At 71.5% G+C, this 20,775-nt stretch carries 16 protein-coding genes and 1 tRNA gene; 7 read left to right on the forward strand and 10 right to left on the reverse strand.

What is annotated here, in order from left to right; all coding sequences use genetic code 11:
- Window positions 1–177 precede the first annotated feature (177 nt).
- Window positions 178–267: transfer RNA gene (locus tag VLJ82_RS07865), tRNA-Ser, on the reverse strand.
- Window positions 268–422: 155 nt separating this feature from the next.
- On the reverse strand, window positions 423–1,061 hold the full coding sequence (locus VLJ82_RS07870) for a TetR/AcrR family transcriptional regulator (protein WP_408662776.1): 639 nt from the start codon (window positions 1,059–1,061) through the stop codon (window positions 423–425).
- Between the two features lie 261 nt (window positions 1,062–1,322).
- On the opposite strand from VLJ82_RS07870, the gene VLJ82_RS07875 reads away from it, so the two are divergent.
- Complete coding sequence (locus VLJ82_RS07875; protein WP_408662777.1) at window positions 1,323–2,924, forward strand: DHA2 family efflux MFS transporter permease subunit; 1,602 nt, start codon at window positions 1,323–1,325, stop codon at window positions 2,922–2,924.
- A 380-nt stretch (window positions 2,925–3,304) separates the two neighbouring features.
- On the forward strand, window positions 3,305–6,007 hold the full coding sequence (locus VLJ82_RS07880) for a carboxypeptidase regulatory-like domain-containing protein (protein WP_408662778.1): 2,703 nt from the start codon (window positions 3,305–3,307) through the stop codon (window positions 6,005–6,007).
- 67 nt (window positions 6,008–6,074) lie between these two features.
- On the opposite strand, the gene VLJ82_RS07885 is transcribed toward VLJ82_RS07880, so the two are convergent.
- Both VLJ82_RS07885 and VLJ82_RS07890 read right to left on the reverse strand, forming a co-directional pair.
- The gene (locus tag VLJ82_RS07885; protein WP_408662779.1) at window positions 6,075–7,478 is read right to left on the reverse strand and encodes an L-serine ammonia-lyase; all 1,404 of its coding nucleotides are present in this window, start codon (window positions 7,476–7,478) and stop codon (window positions 6,075–6,077) included.
- A 74-nt stretch (window positions 7,479–7,552) separates the two neighbouring features.
- Window positions 7,553–7,975, reverse strand: a complete 423-nt coding sequence (locus tag VLJ82_RS07890) for an organic hydroperoxide resistance protein (RefSeq protein WP_408662780.1) — start codon at window positions 7,973–7,975, stop codon at window positions 7,553–7,555.
- Window positions 7,976–8,075: 100 nt separating this feature from the next.
- Between VLJ82_RS07890 and VLJ82_RS07895 the strand changes: the two genes are divergently transcribed.
- On the forward strand, window positions 8,076–8,726 hold the full coding sequence (locus VLJ82_RS07895) for a siderophore-interacting protein (protein WP_408662781.1): 651 nt from the start codon (window positions 8,076–8,078) through the stop codon (window positions 8,724–8,726).
- Here VLJ82_RS07895 and VLJ82_RS07900 read toward each other — a convergent pair.
- From VLJ82_RS07900 to xylA, 3 genes are read right to left on the reverse strand one after another with little or no spacing between them, the layout of a single operon-like run.
- Window positions 8,665–9,873 carry an ROK family protein gene (locus tag VLJ82_RS07900; RefSeq protein ID WP_408662782.1) on the reverse strand — a complete coding sequence of 403 codons (1,209 nt, stop codon included), beginning with the start codon at window positions 9,871–9,873 and terminating at the stop codon, window positions 8,665–8,667. The two genes, VLJ82_RS07895 and VLJ82_RS07900, sit on opposite strands and share 62 nt — an antisense overlap.
- Window positions 9,870–11,300, reverse strand: a complete 1,431-nt coding sequence (xylB, locus tag VLJ82_RS07905) for a xylulokinase (RefSeq protein ID WP_408662783.1) — start codon at window positions 11,298–11,300, stop codon at window positions 9,870–9,872. The genes VLJ82_RS07900 and xylB overlap by 4 nt, the downstream gene beginning before the upstream one ends.
- A gap of 10 nt (window positions 11,301–11,310) precedes the next feature.
- A complete protein-coding gene (xylA, locus tag VLJ82_RS07910) occupies window positions 11,311–12,528 on the reverse strand; it encodes a xylose isomerase (protein WP_408662784.1) in 1,218 nt (405 codons plus the stop codon).
- Between the two features lie 110 nt (window positions 12,529–12,638).
- Here xylA and pgm point away from each other — a divergent pair, with 110 nt between their 5' ends.
- A complete protein-coding gene (gene pgm / locus VLJ82_RS07915) occupies window positions 12,639–14,297 on the forward strand; it encodes a phosphoglucomutase (alpha-D-glucose-1,6-bisphosphate-dependent) (protein ID WP_408662785.1) in 1,659 nt (552 codons plus the stop codon).
- A 114-nt stretch (window positions 14,298–14,411) separates the two neighbouring features.
- Here pgm and VLJ82_RS07920 read toward each other — a convergent pair whose 3' ends face one another.
- Together VLJ82_RS07920 and VLJ82_RS07925 are read right to left on the reverse strand one after the other, a co-directional pair.
- Window positions 14,412–15,242 (reverse strand): aldo/keto reductase, encoded by an 831-nt coding sequence (locus tag VLJ82_RS07920; RefSeq protein ID WP_408662786.1) that lies wholly within the window; start codon window positions 15,240–15,242, stop codon window positions 14,412–14,414.
- A 374-nt stretch (window positions 15,243–15,616) separates the two neighbouring features.
- Entirely contained in the window at window positions 15,617–16,108 is a 492-nt protein-coding gene (locus VLJ82_RS07925; protein WP_408662787.1) for an Lrp/AsnC family transcriptional regulator, read from the reverse strand.
- Between the two features lie 89 nt (window positions 16,109–16,197).
- Here VLJ82_RS07925 and pdhA point away from each other — a divergent pair, with 89 nt between their 5' ends.
- From pdhA to VLJ82_RS07940, 3 genes are read left to right on the forward strand one after another with little or no spacing between them, the layout of a single operon-like run.
- The gene (gene pdhA / locus VLJ82_RS07930; RefSeq protein ID WP_408662788.1) at window positions 16,198–17,289 is read left to right on the forward strand and encodes a pyruvate dehydrogenase (acetyl-transferring) E1 component subunit alpha; all 1,092 of its coding nucleotides are present in this window, start codon (window positions 16,198–16,200) and stop codon (window positions 17,287–17,289) included.
- Window positions 17,286–18,332, forward strand: coding sequence for an alpha-ketoacid dehydrogenase subunit beta (locus VLJ82_RS07935; RefSeq protein WP_408662789.1), 1,047 nt, complete (start codon window positions 17,286–17,288; stop codon window positions 18,330–18,332). Before pdhA ends, VLJ82_RS07935 begins: the two co-directional genes overlap by 4 nt.
- On the forward strand, window positions 18,325–19,650 hold the full coding sequence (locus tag VLJ82_RS07940) for a dihydrolipoamide acetyltransferase family protein (protein WP_408662790.1): 1,326 nt from the start codon (window positions 18,325–18,327) through the stop codon (window positions 19,648–19,650). Before VLJ82_RS07935 ends, VLJ82_RS07940 begins: the two co-directional genes overlap by 8 nt.
- Window positions 19,651–19,653: 3 nt before the next feature.
- On the opposite strand, the gene VLJ82_RS07945 is transcribed toward VLJ82_RS07940, so the two are convergent.
- Window positions 19,654–20,775, reverse strand: a 1,122-nt coding sequence (locus VLJ82_RS07945; protein WP_408662791.1) for a PQQ-binding-like beta-propeller repeat protein, incomplete at its 5' end; no start/stop codon positions are given.

Consider the following 20,775-nt stretch of genomic DNA (forward strand, 5'->3'; position numbering starts at 1 on the left):
TAGCGGGTGGCCGGGAGGGCGACCAAAGCGGTATCGGACCGCGCAACCCGCAGCGAGGGACACCAGCCGGCGACACCCAGGACTGCCGGCACCGAACAGGCCCACGCCCGATTCGGACAGCTCACGCCTCCGGACAGCACGAAGCCCCGCCACGAGGGACGGGGCTACGAACGAGGGCGGAGGCTCGGGGATTTGAACCCCGGATGGGTGATTAACCCAAACCGCATTAGCAGTGCGGCGCCATAGACCGGACTAGGCGAAGCCTCCCTCGGCCGCCTGGACGAGCACGACCGTACAGCCGCACACCTTACTGGGCCGCCCGCAGCCGGGCCAACGCGACCCAGCCCCGTGCAACACGGCCCAATGCGACCCGCACCAACGCGACCCGGGCACACCCGGCAACCAGCTACGAGCAGCCGACCTCAGCGCGGGCTGATGGCCGGCATCACGAACTCGTCCACCAGCTCCACCAGCTCGGCGTCGCTGATCGGCCGGCGGCGGACCACCACCCGGTGGATCAGGGTGCCGGCCAGCATCTCGGGCACCAGCACCGACACCGCCTCCGGGCGCACCTCGCCCCGGCGCACGCCACGCTCCAGCAGGCCGAGCAGCACCTGCTTGCGCGGATCGAAGAAGTCGCACTCGAACGTCCCGCAGAACGTCGCGTCCCGCAGCGACTCGCCCATGATCGAGCGCATCGCGTCCCCGCCCATGCCGGTCATCAGCCGGGTGATCCGGCGGACCAGGGTCAGCAGCGCGTCCCGGGTGCTGATCTTGTCGTCCAGCTGCATCTCCACCGCGCCCAGCAGCGGGCCGGCCAGCAGGTCCCCCAGCGCGTCCAGCACCAGTTCCTGCTTGGTGGGCCAGCGGCGGTAGATCGAAGCCTTGCCGGTCTGGGCCCGGGCGGCCACCGACTCGATGGTGACGCTGCCGTAGCCGCCGTCGGCGAGTTCGGCGATGGTGGCGTCCTTAATCGCTCGCTCGAGCTCCGCGCCACGCTTACGCTGCCGTCCGGGCTCCTCTACCGAGGAGTCCGGTGCCGAGGTCGCTGCCGAGGTCATGGTGGGGACGCTTTCTTCCTGATCGTGGGCCGGGGGAGGCGATTGAGCTGTGAGCGAACCGACGAAACTCGCCGTAGTGCACGTTTGCGTTTCTTATCTGGTACCCGCTAGCCTACCCCAAGAAACGCCGACGTTCCTTATCACGATGTGAAGCGGGCAACACCCGAGAAACCGCCGAGGCCGTACCCGCACCAGCCCGGCCACACTGAAACCGCCGCGCGGCAGACCGCCCGGCATCAGCTCCAGCATTCGAGGAGAGTCGTGACCACGACGAACCAGCCGGCCGCTGCCGAAAGGCACGGCAAGGCCAAGCACCCCGGCCTCACCCTGCTGATCATCGCCGGCGCGCAGCTGATGATCGTTCTCGATGGCACCATCGTGAACATCGCGCTGCCCAAGATGGGCGAGTACTTCGGCAAGAACCAGACCGACATGACCTGGGCGATCAACGCCTACACCCTCGCCTTCGGCGGCCTGCTGCTGCTCGGCGGCCGGGCCGGCGACATCCTCGGCCGCCGCCGGATGTTCATGGTGGGCCTGGCCCTGTTCACCCTCGGCAGCTTCCTGGGCGGCCTGGCCCACAGCTTCGAGTTCCTGATCATCGGCCGGATCATCCAGGGCGTCGGCGGCGCGATCTCCTCGCCCACCGCCCTGTCGCTGATCACCACCGAGTTCGACGAAGGCCCCGAACGGACAAGGGCCTTCGCGGTGTTCGCCGCGGTGGCCGGCGCTGGCGCCGCCCTCGGCCTGCTGCTCGGCGGCCTGCTGACCGAGTACCTCACCTGGCGCTGGGTGCTGTTCGTCAATGTCCCGATCGGTATCGCCCTGATCGCCGGCGCCTACATCTTCGTGCACGAGTCCGACCGGCTCACCGGACGCTTCGACTGGCTTGGCGGGGCGCTGTCCACCGTCGGCATGGCCTCGCTGGTGTACGGCTTCATCCACGCCGCGTCCAAGGGCTGGCGGGACGGCACCACCATCGCCGCGTTCGTGATCGCCGTGGTGCTGCTGGCGAGCTTCGTCGCACTCCAGGCAAGGCTGTCGTACGCGATGATGCCGCTGCGCACCCTGCGCGACAAGAACCGCTCCGGCGCCTACATCGTCATGCTGATCATCGGCGCGGCCATGTTCGGCATGTTCTTCTTCGTCACCTACTTCGTGCAGCTGGTGCTGGGCTACTCCTCGCTGCAGGCGGGCCTGGCGTTCCTGCCGGTGGCCTTCACGATCGGCATCGCCGCGCAGCTGTCGGCGAAGCTGCTGCCGCGGATCGGCCCGCGCAACCTGATCCTGTTCGGCTCCGTGGTGATGTCCGGCGGCCTGTTCTGGCTGTCCACCATCTCCGCCGACTCCAGCTACGCCGGGCACCTGCTGCCCTCGCTGCTGGTGATGGCCTTCGGCATCGGCTGCATCTTCGTGCCGCTGACTACGGTCGCGGTGGCCGGCGTCGCGCCGCACGAGGCGGGTCTGGCGTCCGCGCTGCTGAACGTCGGCCAGCAGGTCGGCGGCTCGATCGGCCTGTCGGTGCTGACCACGGTGTTCGCCACCGCCGCCAAGAACGAGGGCAAGCACCAGGGCGAGGTACTCGGCGGGCTGGTGCAGAGCGGCCAGGCCAAGCCGACCGTGCTGCAGCACTTCGGCGAGATCGCCCAGCAGGCCTCCGGCGCGCTGCGCGCGTCAGCCGAGGCGCTGCAGGACGCCACCGCGGTCCGTGCCTACCACGAGGTGCTGGCGCACGGCTCGTCCCGGGGCTTCTTCGCCGCGGCGCTGTTCGCCGTGGTGGGCGTGATCGTCACCGCCACCATGATCACCACCGGCAAGGACGAGGTAGCCGAGATCGACCCGGCCACGGTGGGCGTCCACTAACGCCTCTTGGGTATCGCGACATATGGCACAGGGCCGCTCGATCCACCGGGATCGGGCGGCCCTTGCCGTTGGCTCACGCTGCCGGCTTGAGGCCACTTGACCCCCATGGAGACATTTCCGCCCGTTTTGCTGGACTAATTGGTCCCGCGAGGGCTAGGGTCGCCCCGGTTGTGCCTTAACGGGGGGTTAATATGACCGCACGTCGGTCTGTCCTTGTTCTGCTCGTCGCGGGGTCACTGGCAGCGGGATTGGCGACCAGCTCGCCGTCCTATGCCACCGGGCCGACCCCCGGCCCGGTCGGCCCCGGGTCACCTCACCCGGGCCCGGCCCTCAAGCCGCCTCGGGACAGCACCCCACCCGCACCGGTCACTGACCTCCGGATGGCCGGCAACGACGTCCGCTCGATCAGCCTGACCTGGACCAATCCCACCGATCCGGACTTCGCCGGAGTGCTGATCCGGCGAGCGGCGAGCGACACCCCGCCGGTCACCGCCTCGGAGGGCACGCTGGTCGCGGCCCTGGACGGCCGTAAGACGGCATTCACCGACAAGCACCTCACCGGCACCAGTACCTACAGCTACGCGGTGTTCCCCCGGGACAAGAGTCGCAACGTCGGGGTCGCTGCAACCCTGACCACCGCGACCCGCTCGACCAGCACCGCAACGGGCCTGCGCGGCCAGCTGACCGACCAGCAGGGTCACCCCATCGTCCAGGCGGCGGTCGAGATCCGCGTGGCGGGTTCCGGCGACTACGTGGCAGGTACGGCCACCGCAACCAACGGCCAGTTCTCGGTCACCGGGCTGGCCTCGGGCTCCTATCTGCTCTGCTTCCATGCCAACAACGAGACCACCGGCCACTCCGTCACCGGGTACCTGCCCGGCTGCTACCGCCAGCAGCCCTACGGCTACGGCAACATCGGCACGCCGGTGACCGTGCGCGCCGGCAAGATGACCTCCGGTCTGGTCGACTACCTGCTGGTCGCCGGGGCGATTTCCGGCCGGGTCACCGATTCCGCCAATCGCGCCATCTCCGACGTGTCGGTGTCCGTGTACGACCTCGACGATCCCAGCCAGTACAGCTCCGGCGCCGTCACCCGCTCTGACGGCAGCTACACCGTGACCGGCCTGCCCGCCGGCTCGTACCAGGTGTGCTTCTCCAGCCAGGGCGCCACCGGAGCATCGACCACCGGCTACCTCGACGAGTGTTACGACGACCAGCCGCCGTACAACTCCGGCACCCCCGTCCCGGTGACCCTCGGGCACACCAGCTCGGGCATCGACGCGGCGCTAGCCACCGGCGGCGCGATCACCGGCCACATCACCGACACCAGCGGCGTCCTGCTGCCGGCCATCTCGGCTTCAGCATTCAGCGCTGACTACGGCTCTTATGGCTTCAGCGACAGCACCGGCGCCTACGCACTCACCGGGTTGCCGACCGGCAACTACACCCTGTGCTTCGACGGCTCGTACACCGTCTCGGACGCCGCGCCCTACGGCTACACCAACAGTTGCGCCGGTGACCACTGGCTGAACGTGGACGTGGAGGCGGGCCAGGCCACCACGGTGAACGGGACCGTCGAGAAGGCCGGCGGGGTCGGTGGCACCGTCACCGGCGACAGCGGTCCGGTGCCCGGTGTCTGGGTGAGCGTGTTCGACAGCTCGGGCAACCAGCTGAACTCGACCAACACCGACGAGTCCGGCCGTTACCTGTTCAACGGCGTGGCGCCCGGCGACGTGACGGTCTGCTTCGACCCGACCTACACCGCCGGCGGCTACCGGCGCACCTGCTACGGAGCCCAGGCCGACGGCACCGGCTCGCCGATCGCCGTGACCGCCGGGCAGCTGAGCACCGCCGACGTGCAACTGTCGAAGGGCGCCTCGATCACCGGCACCATCACCGATGCCTCGGGCGCCCCGATCAGCGGCGTTCTGGTCAGCGCCTACAGCTGGAACACCTGGGAGGGCTACTTCTCCCAGACCGACGAGTCCGGCAACTACACCCTGAGCGGCCTGGCCGCCGATGACTACCGGGTCTGCTTCGACCCCTCCTACGCCCAAGGTCCGGCTGCCGGTGGCTACGCCATGCAGTGCTACGACAACCAGCCCTCGATGGACACCGCGGACCCGGTTACGGTGGGGGCCGCCGGCTCCGTCACGGTGAACGCGGTGCTGCGGGCGGGCGCCGCCATCACCGGCCGGATCACCGGCTCCGACGGCGCCGCGCTCGGCGGTGTCTACATCTACGCCTTCGATCCCGAGTCCGGCCAGTACGCCACCGGCGCCAGCTCCGACTACTCCGACGGCAGCTACCGGCTGCCCGGACTGGCGCCGGGCGACTACGCCGTCTGCTTCGACGCGGTGAACGTCCGTCAACCGGCCCCCACCGGATATGTCAACGAGTGTTACGACAACAACAGCTACGCCCTGGTACACGTAACCGGCGGCACGGTGACCACCGGCATCGACGCCGAACTCGCCGTGGGCGCCGGCATCAGCGGCCGGGTCACCGACTCGGCCGGCCACGGGCTCCCGTCCATCTCCGTAGAGGTCTACCGGGTCGACGGCTCGTACCTCGCCAGTGGCGGCTTCACCGACGACACGGGCCGCTACCAGCTCACCGGCCTGCCGGCGACCGCGGCGGTGCTCTGCTTCGACAGCTACGCAGGCCCCAACGACACCGGCTACCCGTACGAGTGCTACGACAACAAGCCGGACATGAACACCGCAAACCCGGTCGACACCACCGCCGGACAGATGCGGACCGGCATCGACGCCCAACTCGCCGACGGCGCCGGCATCAGCGGCCAGATCACCGACACGGCGGGCAACGGCATCCCATACGCCTTCGCCGAAGCCACGGGGGTCGACGGCTCATACCTCGGTAGCGACCAAGCCGACGACACCGGCCACTACCAGATCAACCGCCTGCCGGCCGCCGCCGTGGTGGTGTGCTTCCAGGCGGGCTACCTGCACGAGTGCTACGACAACAAGCCGGACAGGAGCACCGCCAATCCGGTCGACACCACCGCCGGTGAGGTACAAACCGGCATCGACGCCGAACTCACCGACCCGCCGCCGGCCTGACCGTCAGCGGCTCAGCGGCCGGACAACCCGACGGCCGGGTGCCCCGTCAGGCTCTGGCCGCAGCGGCTCAGCATTCGATGATGTTGACCGCGAGGCCCCCGCGCGAGGTCTCCTTGTACTTGACCTGCATGTCGGCCCCGGTCTGGCGCATCGTCCGGATCACCTTGTCCAGGCTGACGATGTGCTGGCCGTCGCCCTGCATCGCGATCCGGGCGGCGTTGATCGCCTTCACCGCGGCCATCGCGTTGCGCTCGATGCACGGCACCTGGACCAGGCCGCCGATCGGGTCGCAGGTCAGTCCCAGGTTGTGCTCCATGCCGATCTCGGCGGCGTTCTCCGCCTGCAGCGGGGTGCCGCCGAGCACCTCGCACAGCGCCCCGGCAGCCATCGAGCAGGCCGAGCCGACCTCGCCCTGGCAGCCCACCTCGGCGCCGGAGATCGAGGCGTTCTCCTTGTACAGCACCCCGATGGCCCCCGCGGTCAGCAGGAACCGGACCACCCCGTCGTCGGAGGCGCCCGGCACGAACCGCCGGTAGTAGAGCAGCACGGCCGGGATGATGCCGGCCGCGCCGTTGGTCGGGGCGGTGACCACCCGGCCGCCGGCCGCGTTCTCCTCGTTGACCGCCAGCGCGAACAGGTTCACCCAGTCCATCACTCGCAGCGGGTCGGTGGAGAACGGGTCGGAGTTCAGCTTCTGGTACAGCTCCGGCGCCCGCCGGCGCACCTTCAGCCCACCCGGCAGCACCCCGCCGTGCCCGCAGCCGGCCGTCACGCAGTCCTGCATCGCCTGCCAGATCCGCAGCAGGCCGGCCCGCACCTCGGCCTCCGGACGCCAGACGCACTCGTTGGCCAGCATCACATCCGAGATCGGCAGCCCGCTGGCCGCGGCGTGCGCGCACAGCTCGGCGGCGGTGGTGAACGGATAGGGCAGCACGATGTCGTCCGGCTTGATCCGGTCGGCGCCGGTGGCGTCCTCGTCGACCACGAACCCGCCGCCGACCGAGTAGTAGGTCCGCTCGCGCAGCGGCGGGTCGGCCTCCGGCCCCTCGGCGCTCACTGCCGGTGCCGGCTCGGCGTAGGCGGTGAACCGCATTCCGTTGGGATGGAACGGCAGCGTCGAGCGCCGGTGCAGCACCAGGTCGGTGGCAGTCAGCTGCACCGGGTGGCGGCCCAGCAGCCGCACCGTCTCGGTCCGGCGCACCTCGGCGACCCGGTCGAGCACCGAGTCGGTGTCGACCTCCTCGGGAGTCTCGCCCTCCAGGCCCAGCACCACCGCCCGGTCCGAGCCGTGCCCGCGTCCAGTGGCGCCGAGCGAGCCGAACAGCTCGACCCGCACCCGGGCGACCTTGTCCAGCAGCCCGTCGGCCTCCAGGCCCAGCGCGAACGTCCGGGCGGCCCGCATCGGGCCCACCGTGTGCGAGGAGGACGGTCCGATCCCGATCGAGAAGAGGTCGAACACGCTGATGGCCATAGGACCATTCTGCACCCCGGAGCACGGCCGCCGGACCGGATCGTGCCTAGCAGCGAGCCGCCGGAGAAGGCGGCTCAGACCGCCGTCAGGGTGACCACGATGTTGCCGCGGGTGGCCTTGGAGTACGGGCAGAACTGATGCGCCAGCTCCAGCAGCTCCTGGGCCTGCGCCTGCTCCACGCCGGGGATGCTCACCTCCAGCTCGACCGCCAGGCCGAACCCGCCGTCCTCCGACGGCCCGAACGAGACGTGCGCGGTCACCTTGGAGTCGGAGGTGTCGACGCCCTTGGTCTTGGCCCGGTTGGCCAGCGCCCCCTGGAAGCAGGCGGCGTAGCCGGCGGCGAACAGCGTCTCGGGATTGACCGCGGGCTCGGGCGTGCTGCCCGGCTGGGCGAGGTCGAAGTCGACGAGGCCGTCGGTGCTGGTGACGTGGCCGGCCCGGCCGCCGGTCGCGGTGGCCGAGGTGACGTAGGTGACCTTGGTCAGTTCGGTGGGCATGGAACTCCTTCTCGACGTGCCGCAATGGCATCCTGAAACCACTATGCCTGGGGTCCAACACATAACGCGTACCGGTCAATTCCTCACCACAGTCGCCGAGGTGGGCTCCCTCTCGCCCCATATGCGCCGGATCGTGCTGACCGCGCCGGAGATCGCCGAGCGGGACTGGCCGCTGGGCTGCGACATCGCGGTGGTGCTGGCCGGCCCGGACGGCCGGGAGGTGCGGCGGCGCTACACCGTCCGGTCCTCCGACGGCGACCGGCTGGTGCTGGACGCGCTGCTGCACGGGCACGGCCCCGGTTCCAGCTGGGCGGCCTCGCTGCGGGCCGGCGAGCAGGTGACCTTCTTCGGGCCGCGCGGTGAGCTGCCGCTGCCGCCGGCGGACTGGCTGCTGGCGCTCACCGACGAGTCCGGCCTGCCGGCGATCGGCGCACTGGCTGAAGCGGCCGAGGCGGCCGGTCGGCGGCTGCGGGTGCTGGCCGAGATCGCCGACGACGGCGAGCGCTACCCGCTGCCCGGCAACGCCGAGGTGCGCTGGCTGACCCGCGACGGCCAGCCGGCCGGCCGGCCGGACCTGCTGATCGGGGCGCTCGACGGGGTGCAGCCTGGCACCGGTGCCGGCTTCGGCTACCTGCTGGGCGAGTCCCGGGTGATCGTCGCGGTGCGCGACGCGCTGGCCCGGCTCGGGCTCAGCCGGTCCGAGGTGTACGCCAAGGGGTACTGGAACCTGAACTCGCGCCCGACCCGGTGAGGCCGGCCGGATCGCGCAGCGCGCGGTCCAGCACCGCGCCGGCCGCTCCGCGGACCGCCGCGTCGGTGCCCAGCGGGGACCGGCTCAGCCGCCCGGCGCCGCGCGGCGCCAGCGCCCGCCGGTCCAGCTGCTCGGCCAGGGCCGGGGTGATGGCGTCGAACAGCCGGGCGTAGCCGCCGCCGAGCACCACGGTGGGCAGGTCCAGCACGTTGAGCAGCGAGGCCAGGCCCACCCCCAGGGCGCTGCCGGCCTGCTCGACCGCGGCCAGCGCCGCCGGGTCACCGGCCGCCACCGCGGCCTCCAGCCGTTCCAGGTCCGGCTGCCCAGCAGCGCGCAGCAGCACCTCCTGGCCGGCGTACTGCTCCACGCAGCCCTGGCCGCCGCACCCGCAGGCCGGCCCGTCCCGGGTGACCACCACGTGGCCGAGCTCGCCGGCGAAGCCGTGCACCCCGCGGAACAGCTCACCGGCCACCACCAGGCCGGCGCCCACCCCGATCTCGCCGGAGACATAGACGAAGTCCGGGCCCACCGCGGGCTCCGTACGCAGGCTCGCCAGCGCCCCCAGGTTGGCCTCGTTGTCGACCAGCAGCTCCGGCAGGCCGAGCGCGGCGGCCAGCTCCCGGCCGGGCATCGTGCCGGTCAGGCTCGGCAGGTTCGGCGCCCGCAGCACCGTGCCGTCGGCGCCCACCACCCCGGGCAGCGCCAACCCGCCGCCGAGCAGCGGCTGGCCGAGCTCGTCGGCCACCTCCTCGGCCAGCGCCACCACCTGCGCCAGGATGCCGGCCGGGGCTGCACTCCGGTTGGCCACCGTCCGGTGCCGGTAGCAGCGCAGCGCACCGGTCAGGTCCAGCACGCAGGCGGCCAGGTAGTCGACGTTGATCTCCACGCCGAGTGCCACCGGCCCGTCCGGATCGAGCTGCACCGGCCGCGCCGGCCGGCCCACCCCGGTGGCGGCGGGCTCCCCCTCGACCACGATCCGGCGGGCGATCAGCTGGTCCACCAGGCTAGACACGGTGGCCTTGGTCAGCCCGGTGCGCTGCGCCAGCTCGGCCCGGGAGCTGGGGCCGGCGGCCAGCGCCGTACTGATCAGGCCCAGGTTGTGCCGCCGGACGGTCTGCTGGCCGGCCGGGCCGCCCGGCGCGGTCATCGGTCCGGGAACCCTGCTTGCCGGTCCAGGTACCGGTCGGCCGCCTCGGCGTAGCGCTCCCGCAGTCCCGGCGTGGCAGCCGCCTCGAAGACCACCGGCCGGCCCAGCTCCCAGACCGGCGGCTCGGCGGAGCCGGCCAGCACCCAGGCAGCCTGCCGGGCCGCCCCGTCGGCCACGTACTCGCCGGGCTCGGGCACCGTCACCGGCACTCCGAACACCGCCGGCGCGATCCGCCGCACCGCCTCGGACCGGGCGGCGCCGCCGACCAGGTGCACGCCGGCCACCGACACCCCCTGGGCGACCAGGGCGTCCAGGCCGGCGGCCAACCCGCACAGCATGCCCTCCACCGCCGCCCGGGCCAGGTTGGCCGGCTGCGCGTTGGCCAGCGTCAGCCCGTGCACCGCGCCGGTGGCGTCCGGCAGGTTGGGGGTGCGCTCGCCTTCCAGGTACGGCACCACGGTCACCCCGCCGGCCCCGGGTTCGGCGGACAGCGCCAGCGCGCTCAGCTCGGCCAGGCTCACCCCGAGCAGGCCGGCCGCCGCGTCCAGCACCCGGGCCGCGTTCAGGGTGCAGGCCAGCGGCAGGAACTCCCCCGTCGCGTCGCAGAAGCCGGCCACCAGCCCGCTCTCGTCGGCCGGCGGGATCTCGCTGCGGGCACAGGCCACTCCGGACGTCCCCAGCGAGACCAGCACATTCGGGCCCAGCTGGGTGCCGAGCGCGGCGGCCGCGTTGTCACCGGCGCCGGGGCCGAGCAGCGCATCTGCGCCATCCAGTTCGGCCGTTGCCTCGGCCGGCCCGGCCACCCGGGGCAGTGCCGGCTGGTGGCCCAGCGCCCGGACCAGCAGATCGGTGCGGTAGGAATCGCTGCGGCCGTCGAAGTAACCAGTGCCCGAGGCGTCCGAGCGGTCGGTGACCAGCCGGGCGAGCGGGTCCGGCCCGCGGTCGGCGCCGGCCAGCCGCCAGCTCAGCCAGTCGTGCGGCAGGCACACCGCGGCGGTCCGGGCGGCGTTGTCCGGCTCGTGCTCGGCCAGCCAGCGCAGCTTGCTGACCGTGAAGGAGGCCACCGGGACGCTGCCGACCGCCGCGGCCCAGTACGGCGCGCCGAGCTCGGCGACCAGGCCGGCCGCCGCGGCCGCCGAGCGGGTGTCGTTCCACAACAGCGCCGGACGGACCACCCGGCCCGTCTCGTCCAGGCAGACCATGCCGTGCTGCTGGCCGGCCACGCTCAACGCCCGGACGTCGTCCAGGCCGCCGGCCCGGGCCAGCGCGGTGGTCAGCGCCTGCCACCAGGCGTCCGGGTGCACCTCGGTGCCGTCCGGGTGATCGGCCCGGCCGGAACGCACCAACCGGCCGGTCGTGGCGTCGCGGATCACCACCTTGCACGACTGGGTGGAGGAATCCACCCCGGCGACCAGCGCACTACTCATGTCAGCCCGATCAGCGGGCGCCGGTCAGGTGTTCCAGCGCGAGCTGGTTGAGCCGGACGAAGCCGTAGCCGCGCTCGGCGACCTGGCCGGCGTCGAAGTCCTCGAACGCGCTCCGGTCGGCCAGCAGCTCGGCATGGCCCTCGCCGTCGGCCAGGGTGGGCCGGGAGAGCTCGGCCACCCGGGCGTCGGCCAGCGCCTGCCGCACCTCCGGGTCGGCGCGGAACGCCGCGGCCCGCTCCTTGAGGATCAGGTAGGTGCGCATGTTGGCGCGCACCGAGTCCCAGACGCCGTCATAGTCCTCGGTCCGGGACGGCTTGTAGTCGAAGTGCCGCGGCCCGGTGTAAGCGGGACCGGCAACGCCGTCAGAACCGGCGGGACCGCCGAACTCCAGCAGGTCCACCAGCCCGAAGGCGTTGAGCAGGTCGCCGTGGCCGAACACCAGGTCCTGGTCGAACTTGATGCTGCGCTGGCCGTTGAGGTCGATGTGGAACAGCTTGCCGTGCCAGAGCGCCTGGGCGACGCTGTGCACGAAGTTCAGCCCGGCCATCTGCTCGTGGCCGACCTCGGGGTTGACGCCGACCAGGTCGGGACGGTCCAGGGTGGCGATGAAGGCCAGCGCGTTGCCGACCGTGGGCAGCAGGATGTCGCCGCGCGGCTCGTTGGGCTTGGGCTCCAGCGCGAACCGGATGCCGTAGCCCCGGTCGGTGACGAACCCGGTCAGCAGGTTCATCGCCTCGCGGTAGCGGTCCAGCGCGGCCCGGACGTCCTTGGCGCTGTCGTACTCGCTGCCCTCGCGGCCGCCCCACAGCACGAAGGTCTGCGCGCCGAGCTCGGCGGCGAGCTCGAGATTGCGCAGCACCTTGCGCAGCGCGTACCGGCGCACCGAGCGGTCGTTGCTGGTGAAGCCGCCGTCCTTGAACACCGGGTGGGTGAACAGGTTGGTGGTCACCATCGGCACCACCAGGCCGGTCTCGTCCAGCGCCTGCCGGAACTCGGCCAGCCGCTTGTCGCGGTCGGCGGGCGAGGCGCCGAACGGCACCAGGTCGTCGTCGTGGAAGGTGATGCCGTAGGCGCCCAGCTCGGCCAGCCGGTGCACCGCCTCGATCGGGTCCAGCGGCGCGCGGCTGGCGTCGCCGAACTGGTCGCGGGCCTGCCAGCCGATGGTCCAGAGGCCGAAGGAGAACCGGTCGGCCTTCGTCGGGGTGAGCGTGGTGGAGGTAAGCGTCATGGTCTCGTCCCGCCATTTGTTCAGTAGTTGAACTTATTCGGTCACGATACCCGCTCAGGCCCGCTGCCGCACCCCTGCTCGCCCGGCCCCGGAAGTGGTTTGATCGGAAGATGTCGAATCCCCGCGCCGGAACGCCTGCCACCGCCGAAGACCTCGTCGACGTCGGTCGCCTGGTCGAGGCCTACTACCAGCTGCACCCGGACGTCTCGGTTGCCGAGCAACGGGTCAGCTTCGGCACCTCCGGGCACCGCGGCTCCTCGCTGCACACCACCTTCAATGAAGACCACATCGCGGCTACCAGCCAGGCGATCTGCGAGTACCGGGCCGCGCAGGGCATCGACGGGCCGCTCTATCTCGGCGCCGACAGCCACGCGCTGTCCGAGCCCGCGACCCGCACCGCGCTGGAGGTGCTCGCCGCGCACGAGGTGACCACCCTGGTCGACTCCCGGCAGGGCCTCACCCCGACCCCGGCGGTGTCGCGCGCCATCATTGCTCACAACGCCGGCCGCGGCTCCGGCCGGGCCGACGGCGTGGTGGTCACCCCGTCGCACAACCCGCCGGCCGACGGCGGCTTCAAGTACAACCCGCCGGACGGCGGCCCGGCCGGCACCGAGATCACCGGCTGGATCCAGAACCGGGCCAACGAGCTGCTGGCCGACGGGGTGGCCACGGTCAAGCGCATTCCCTACGAGCGCGCGGTGAGCTCGGACTACGTGCAGGGCTTCGACTTCCTAGATGAATACGTCAGCGCGCTGGCCGGCGTGCTCGACCTGGACGCGATCCGCTCGGCCGGCGTCCGGATCGGTGCCGACCCGCTCGGCGGTGCGTCGGTGGCCTACTGGGGTGAGATCGGCTCGCGCTACGGCCTGGACCTGACCGTGGTGAATCCCGAGGTGGACCCGCAGTTCGGCTTCATGACCCTGGACTGGGACGGCAAGATCCGGATGGACTGCTCGTCGCCGTCGGCGATGGCCTCGCTGATCGGCCGGATGCAGCGCGACTCGAGCGGCGCCACCCGTTTTGACATCGCCACCGGCAACGACACCGACTCCGACCGGCACGGCATCGTCACCCCGGACGGCCTGATGAACCCGAACCACTTCCTGTCGGCAGCGATTGCCTATCTCTACTCGCACCGGCCCGGCTGGCGCGCCGATGCCGCGGTGGGCAAGACCCTGGTCAGCTCGTCGATGATCGACCGGGTGGCCGCCGACCTCGGACGCAAGCTGATCGAGGTGCCGGTCGGGTTCAAATGGTTCGTGCCCGGCCTCCTGGACGGCTCGGTCGGTTTCGGCGGCGAGGAGTCGGCCGGTGCGTCATTCCTGCAGCGCGACGGCAGCGTCTGGACCACCGACAAGGACGGCATCATCCTGTGCCTGCTCGCCTCGGAGATGCTGGCGGTGACCGGCACGTCCCCGTCCGAGCAATACCGGGAGCTGACCGCCCGGTTCGGCGATCCGGCCTACGCCCGGATCGACTCGCCGGCCACCCGGGAGCAGAAGGCGGTGCTGGGCAAGCTGTCGCCGGCGCAGGTGACGGCCGACACGCTGGCCGGCGACCCGATCACCGACCGGCTGACCACCGCACCGGGCAACGGGGCCCCGATCGGCGGGCTGAAGGTGACCACCGAGCGCGGCTGGTTCGCCGCCCGGCCGTCCGGCACCGAGGACGTCTACAAGCTCTACGCCGAGTCCTTCGACGGGCCCGGCCACCTGGCCCGGATCCAGGACGAGGCCCGCCAGATCGTGGCCGCCGCGCTGGCGTCCTGAGACCCCCGGCGGCCTCAGCGGCAGGCCGGCATCCCACCGGTTTCGTATCCGTTTCGCATGCCCTGGCGCACGAATCGGATACGAAACCGGGAGTCAGGCCGGCCGGCTACCTGCTCAGCCGCGGCTGAAGGTGTCCGGATCCGGACCGATCCGTTCGCCGGTCTCCAGGCCGGCGATGGCCTGGTGGTCATCGGAGGTGAGGCTGAAGTCGAAGACGTCGATGTTCTCGGCGATCCGGGCCGGCGTCACCGACTTGGGGATCACCACGTTGCCGAGCTCCAGATGCCAGCGCAGGATCACCTGGGCCGGCGTCCTGCCGACCCGGCCGGCGATCGAGGTGATCACCGGGTCGGTGAGCACCGAACCGCCGCGGGCCAGCGGCGACCACGCCTCGGTGAGGATGCCGTGCTCGGCGTGGAAGGCCCGCAGTTCGTTCTGCGGCAGCAGCGGGTGCAGCTCGATCTGGTTGATCGCCGGCACCACGTCGGTCTCGTCGAGCAACCGTTGCAGGTGGGCGGGCTGGAAGTTAGACACCCCGATGGCGCGCACCCGCCCGTCGGCGTAGAGCTTCTCGAAGGCGCGCCAGGTGTCGACGTAGCGGTCGAGGTCGGGAGCCGGCCAGTGGATCAGCAGCAGGTCCAGCACGTCCAGGCCGAGGCGCTCCATCGAGGCCTCGAAGGACGCGATCGCCGGGTCGAAGCCCTGCTCGGAGTTCCACACCTTGGTGGTCACGAACAGCTCGTCGCGGGGGATGCCCGCCTCGGCGATGGCCGCACCGACGCCGGCCTCGTTCTGGTACAGCTTGGCGGTGTCGATGTGCCGGTAACCGGCTTGCAGCGCCGCGCGGACGGCGGCCTGGGTCTCGGTGTCGGGCACCAGGAACACCCCGAAGCCCAGCTGGGGAATCTGCACGCCATTGTTCAGAGTCAGAGCGGGAACCGTCATGCCGTCGAGTCTAGGCAACCCGGTGAACCATGCGGAAACGTTTACGCACGGCCTGTGGACAACCAGCTGACGCGGCGGTGGGGCCTGCCAGGATCGTCGGGGCCTGCTCCTTCGGCAGGACCGCGGCAATCCGGTACGCGGCCCTGCTGGAGGAGGAGGTGAGATGGAATGCCGAAGATGTCAGGGAAGCAGAAAGCCAGGATCTGGTGCGTTGCGCTTGCGACGATCGCACCGACGATCCTGGCCACTGCTGAACTGATCCGGACCCTTGCGGGACGGTAACCGGCCCACTCGGGGCAGGCCCTGGAAGGAGGCCGGGGCCTGCCCCCACATGATCGCAAACCTCCCCCAGGATCCGCAACAATCGCCGCGCGCTACAGGCTCTTCTCCGGGCCGCTCAGCTCGTCCAGGATCAGCACGGTCTGGGTGGCCAGCACGTCCGGCATGGTCTGGAACGTGTTGAGCACCAGCTCGCGCATGCTGGCAGCATCCGAGGTGCGGACCAGGAGCACCAGGTCGTTCTCGCCGGAGACCAGCGCGCCGTGCCAGACCTCGGGAATCTGCAGCACCTGCCGGCGGACCGCCTTCCAGGAATGCTGGCTGATCTTGAGATAGACGTAGGCCGAGATCCCGAAGCCGTAGCGTTCCGGGTCGATGGTGGCGGTGTAGCCGGTGATCACGCCTTCCGACACCAGCCGTTCGACCCGGGTGTAGGCGCTGGCGCGGGAGATGTGCAGCTTCTCGGCGAGGGCTCGCATCGACAGCCGGCCGTCCTCGCGCAACTCGGCGACGATCGCCCGGTCGGTGTCGTCAAGCTGGACCGGTTGTCTGACGTCGACCGCCTGTGGGCGCCTTGAATTCGACATACTGCACGATATCAAGACTGAGCTAGCCGATCGTCTGAATCTGCACCCGTTTTCTGGATCAACGGCTCTGGACAGACCACACTTGGCCCATGACCGTGGTCACTCCGTCCGACGCGCTGCTGCCCGCCGCGGCGCCGCGCTACCTGATCGATGCCGACGGGAGGCCGAACCCGGCCGACCCGGCGGCGCTCCCCGGCTCCGAGGTGCTGCTCGAGCTGTTCCGGCTGATGTCGCTGGGCCGGCGCTTCGACAGCCAGGCCACCGCGCTCACCAAGCAGGGCCGGCTGGCGGTCTACCCCTCGGCCCGCGGCCAGGAAGCCTGCCAGGTGGGTGCGGTGGCCGCCATGGCCGAGCGGGACTGGCTGTTCCCGACCTACCGGGACACCATGGCGCTGGTCAGCCGCGGCATCAACCCGGTCGAGGCGCTGACCCTGCTGCGCGGTGACTGGCACTGCGGCTACGACCCCTACCTGCACCGCACCGCACCGCAGTGCACGCCGCTGGCCACCAACACCCTGCACGGGGTGGGCCTGGCGCACGCGGCCAAGCTCGCCGGCGAGGACACGGTGGCCGTGGTGATGCTGGGCGACGGGGCCACCAGCGAGGGCGACACCCACGAGGCGTTCAACATCGCCGCGGTCTGGCAGGCCCCGGTGGTGTTCCTGGTGCAGAACAACGGCTACGCGATCTCGGTGCCGCTGGCCAAGCAGACCCACGCCCCGTCGCTGGCCCACAAGGGCATCGGCTACGGCATGCCGGGGGTGCTGATCGACGGCAACGACGCGGCCATGGTGCACGTGGCGGTGACCGAGGCGATCGAGCGGGCCCGGTCCGGCGGCGGCCCGACCCTGATCGAGGCGCTGACCTACCGGATCGAGGCGCACACCAACGCCGACGACGCCACCCGCTACCGGCAGGACGCCGAGGTGGCCAGCTGGCTGGCCCGCGACCCGATCAGCCGGTTGCAGACCTACCTGACCGAGGCCGGCGTGCTGGACGAGGCCGCCGTCGCCGCGATCGGCCAGGAGGGCGAGGAGCGGGCCGACCGGCTGCGGGCGGCGATGAACGCCGACCCGGTCACCGACCCGGCGGAGCTGTTCACGCACGTCTACACCGAGCCGACCGCCGCGCTGCGCAAGCAGGCTGCCGGCCTCGCCGACGAGCTTGCGGAGGAGTCATGACCGCCTTGGTCGACAGTGCCGCCGGCGCACAGCTCGGCAGCCTGACCATGGCCGGTGCCCTGAACCGGGCACTGGCCGACGAGCTGCGCGCCGACGAGCGGGTGCTGGTCTACGGCGAGGACGTCGGCACGCTCGGCGGCGTCTTCCGGGTAACCGACGGCCTGGCCGCCGAGTTCGGCGAGCAGCGGGTGTTCGACTCGCCGCTGGCCGAGGCCGGCATCGTCGGCACCGCGATCGGCATGGCCATGCACGGGCTGCGCCCGGTGGTCGAGATGCAGTTCGATGCCTTCTCCTACCCGGCCTTCGAGCAGATCACCTCGCACCTGGCCAAGCTGCACAACCGCACCCGCGGCCGGGTCCGGCTGCCGGTGGTGATCCGGATTCCGTACGGCGGCGGCATCGGCGGGGTGGAGCACCACTCCGACTCCTCCGAGGCGTACTGGGTGTCCACTCCGGGCCTGCGGGTGGTGACGCCCGGCACCGCGTCGGACGCCTACTGGCTGCTGCGCCAGGCGATCGCCAGCGACGACCCGGTGCTGTTCTTCGAACCCAAGCGGCGGTACTGGGCCAAGGAGGAGATCTCGGCCGAGCCCGCGGCGCCGTTCTTCCAGGCGCTGGTGCGCCGGACCGGCACCGACGTGACCCTGATCGGCTACGGCTCGATGGTGCCGACGCTGCTGGAGGCAGCCGACGCGGCCGCCGAGGAGGGCATCTCGGCCGAGGTGGTCGACCTGCGCTCGCTCAGCCCGTTCGACGACCGGACGGTGGTCGCCTCGGTGCGCCGGACCGGGCGGGCCGTGGTGGTGCACGAGGCCAGCGGGTTCGCCGGCTTCGGCGCCGAGGTGGCCGCCCGGCTCACCGAGCAGTGCTTCCACCAGTTGCACGCGCCGATCGGCCGGGTCACCGGCTTCGACATCCCGTACCCGCCACCGATGCTGGAGAAGTACCACCTGCCCTCGGTCGACCGGATCCTGGACGCGGTGGACCGGCTGCAGTTCGACGACACCGTGGTGCTGCCGGACGGGCCGGGCAACGATGCCTGACTTCCTGCTGCCCGACCTGGGCGAGGGCCTGACCGACGCCGAGATCCTGACCTGGCTGGTCGAGGTCGGCGACGAGGTACGCGTCGACCAGCCGGTGGTCGAAGTCGAGACCGCCAAAGCCTCGGTCGAGGTGCCGATCCCGTTCGCCGGACGGGTCTCGGCGCTGTTCGGCAATCCCGGTGAGCGGGTCCTGGTCGGCTCGCCGTTGATCACGGTCGACGAGGCCGGCGCGGCTGATCGAGCCCGCAGCGCAGCCGGCTCGAAGCCCGCTGCCACCGAGGCACCCGCGGCTCCCGCGGCATCCGAGGCAGCCGCCGAATCGTCGGAGTACTCCGGCAACGTCCTGGTGGGTTACGGCACCTCCTCGGCGCCGGCCCGCCGCCGCGGCCGGTTGCGCCGCCCCGGTGCTGCGGCATCGGCGTCCAACGGCTCCGGTCCGGTGGCCACCTCGGTGATCTCGCCGGTGGTGCGCAAGCTCGCCCGGGACCGCGGCATCGACCTGGCCGCGGTTCGGCCGTCGGACCCGTCCGGCGTCATTCGCCGTTGCGACGTCGAGGAATTCTCGCCCGTGCAAGCACCCGCCGCGGTTTCGCGGGAACCGGCCGAAGCAGCTGTCCGGCCCGCCGCGGCCGGCATCGAACGGGTGCCGCTGGCGGGCCTGCGTAAGGCGATGGCCGACAAGCTGAGCCGGTCCCGCCGCGAGATCCCCGAGGCGACGGTCTGGGTCGACGTGGACGCGACCGGCCTGCTGGAGGCCCGGCAGGCGCTCAACGCCGCCCGGCCGGACGAGCCGGTGAGCGTGCTGGCGCTGGTGGCGCGGTTCTGCGTGCTGGGCCTGCAGCGCTACCGCGAGCTGAACAGCCGGATCGGCGAGGACGCCGTGGAGATCCTGCCCGACGTCAACCTCGGGTTCGCCGCCCAGACCCCGCGCGGGCTGGTGGTGCCGGTGGTGCCGAAGGCACAGGCCCTGACCACCCGGCAGCTGTCGGCGGCGCTGACCGCCCGCACCGACGCGGCCCGGGGCGGCTCGCTGACCCCGGCCGAGCTGACCGGCGGCACCTTCACCGTGAACAACTACGGCGTGTTCGGGGTGGACGGCTCGGCCGCCATCATCAACCATCCCGAGGTGGCCATCCTGGGCCTGGGCCGGATCATCGACCGGCCCTGGGTGCACGACGGCACGCTCACCGTCCGGCAGGTCAGCCAGCTCACCCTGTCCTTCGACCACCGCGCCTGCGACGGCGGGGTGGCCGGTGGGTTCCTGCGATTCGTGGCCGACTGCATCGAGAACCCGGTGACCGCGCTCGGCGAGCTGTGAGGATCAGACGCTGACCGAGGCCAGCTTGTAGGCGTACCCGTGCGTTCCGGCGTACACCTCGTCGGCGGCGGTGTCGAACGCCAGCCGGGTCTCGTAGTCGCCGACCCCCACGCCCGGGGTCACCATGGTCGAACGCTGGACCACGCCGGTGGCCGGATCGATCCGGAACACGTGACCGTAGGAGCCCGCCAGCAGCTGGTCGTCGGTGGCCACCAGGCTGGGCAGCGAGTGCCGGTCGCCGGCCAGCTCGGCCGTCCAGGCCGGCTGCGCCCAGTCGGTGAGGTCGATCGCGTAGACGTGGCCGTGGGTGCCCACGAACAGCTGCCGGGCGTTGGCCGCCAGCGAGGTGGTGTAGTCCCCGGTGCCGAGCAGCCCGGCGACCCGCAGCTGGTTCCGCAGCGCGCCGGTGGCCGGATCGATCCGGTAGGCCAGCCCGTTGCTGGCGGCGAAGAGCCGCCCGGCGCCGGCCAGCACGTCGACCCGCTGGTAGCCGGCGTCCGGCAGGCCGAGCTCCCACGCCGTGCTGAAGTCGGCCAGGGCGATTCCGTACACCCGACCGTGCGTGCCGGCGACCAGCGTCGGGCCGGCCACCGCCAGCCGCATGGTGTAGTCGCCCTGGCCGAACCTGCTGCCGAGCTGTACCGAGCGCAGGACGGCGCCGTCGTGCGGGTCGATCTCGTAGAGGTAGCCGTGGGCGCCGGCGAACACCCTGCCGTGAACGGCCAGCACCTCGACGACGGTTCCGTTGGCACCGGGCAGGGTGGTTTTCCAGACGCTGTCGAACCGCCCACCGCCTACCGGCACCGCGTAGACCCGCCCGTGCACGCCGGCGAACACCAGGTTGCCGGCGATGGCCAGCCGGGTCTCGTAGCTGCCCAGCTCGGCCAGGTCACCGGTGACCAGCAGGGAGTTGCGCACCCTGCCGGTGAGCGCGTCCACCTCGAAGAGGTGGCCGTTGGACGCGGTGTACACGCGATTGCCGGCGCCGAGCACGCTGGCCCTGGTGTAGCCCGAGCCCTTGAGGTCGACGCTCCAGCGCACGGCCAGGTCCTGGTCGACGGACACGTTGTCGGCGAAGTTCGGTTCCAGCACCTTCAGCACCGGGGCACGCAACCGCAGCTCGGG

Source organism: Jatrophihabitans sp. (assembly GCF_035474675.1).
Lineage (GTDB): Bacteria > Actinomycetota > Actinomycetes > Mycobacteriales > Jatrophihabitantaceae > Jatrophihabitans_A.

Coding starts and splice junctions, on each gene's coding strand:
- VLJ82_RS07870 (WP_408662776.1), bottom strand. CDS start 1,061: ATGACCTCGGCAGCGACCTCGGCACCGGACTCCTCGGTAGAGGAGCCC.
- VLJ82_RS07880 (WP_408662778.1), top strand. CDS start 3,305: ATGGCCGGCAACGACGTCCGCTCGATCAGCCTGACCTGGACCAATCCC.
- VLJ82_RS07885 (WP_408662779.1), bottom strand. CDS start 7,478: ATGGCCATCAGCGTGTTCGACCTCTTCTCGATCGGGATCGGACCGTCC.
- VLJ82_RS07890 (WP_408662780.1), bottom strand. CDS start 7,975: ATGCCCACCGAACTGACCAAGGTCACCTACGTCACCTCGGCCACCGCG.
- VLJ82_RS07900 (WP_408662782.1), bottom strand. CDS start 9,873: ATGACCGCGCCGGGCGGCCCGGCCGGCCAGCAGACCGTCCGGCGGCAC.
- xylB (WP_408662783.1), bottom strand. CDS start 11,300: ATGAGTAGTGCGCTGGTCGCCGGGGTGGATTCCTCCACCCAGTCGTGC.
- xylA (WP_408662784.1), bottom strand. CDS start 12,528: ATGACGCTTACCTCCACCACGCTCACCCCGACGAAGGCCGACCGGTTC.
- pgm (WP_408662785.1), top strand. CDS start 12,639: ATGTCGAATCCCCGCGCCGGAACGCCTGCCACCGCCGAAGACCTCGTC.
- VLJ82_RS07920 (WP_408662786.1), bottom strand. CDS start 15,242: ATGACGGTTCCCGCTCTGACTCTGAACAATGGCGTGCAGATTCCCCAG.
- VLJ82_RS07925 (WP_408662787.1), bottom strand. CDS start 16,108: ATGTCGAATTCAAGGCGCCCACAGGCGGTCGACGTCAGACAACCGGTC.
- pdhA (WP_408662788.1), top strand. CDS start 16,198: ATGACCGTGGTCACTCCGTCCGACGCGCTGCTGCCCGCCGCGGCGCCG.
- VLJ82_RS07935 (WP_408662789.1), top strand. CDS start 17,286: ATGACCGCCTTGGTCGACAGTGCCGCCGGCGCACAGCTCGGCAGCCTG.
- VLJ82_RS07940 (WP_408662790.1), top strand. CDS start 18,325: ATGCCTGACTTCCTGCTGCCCGACCTGGGCGAGGGCCTGACCGACGCC.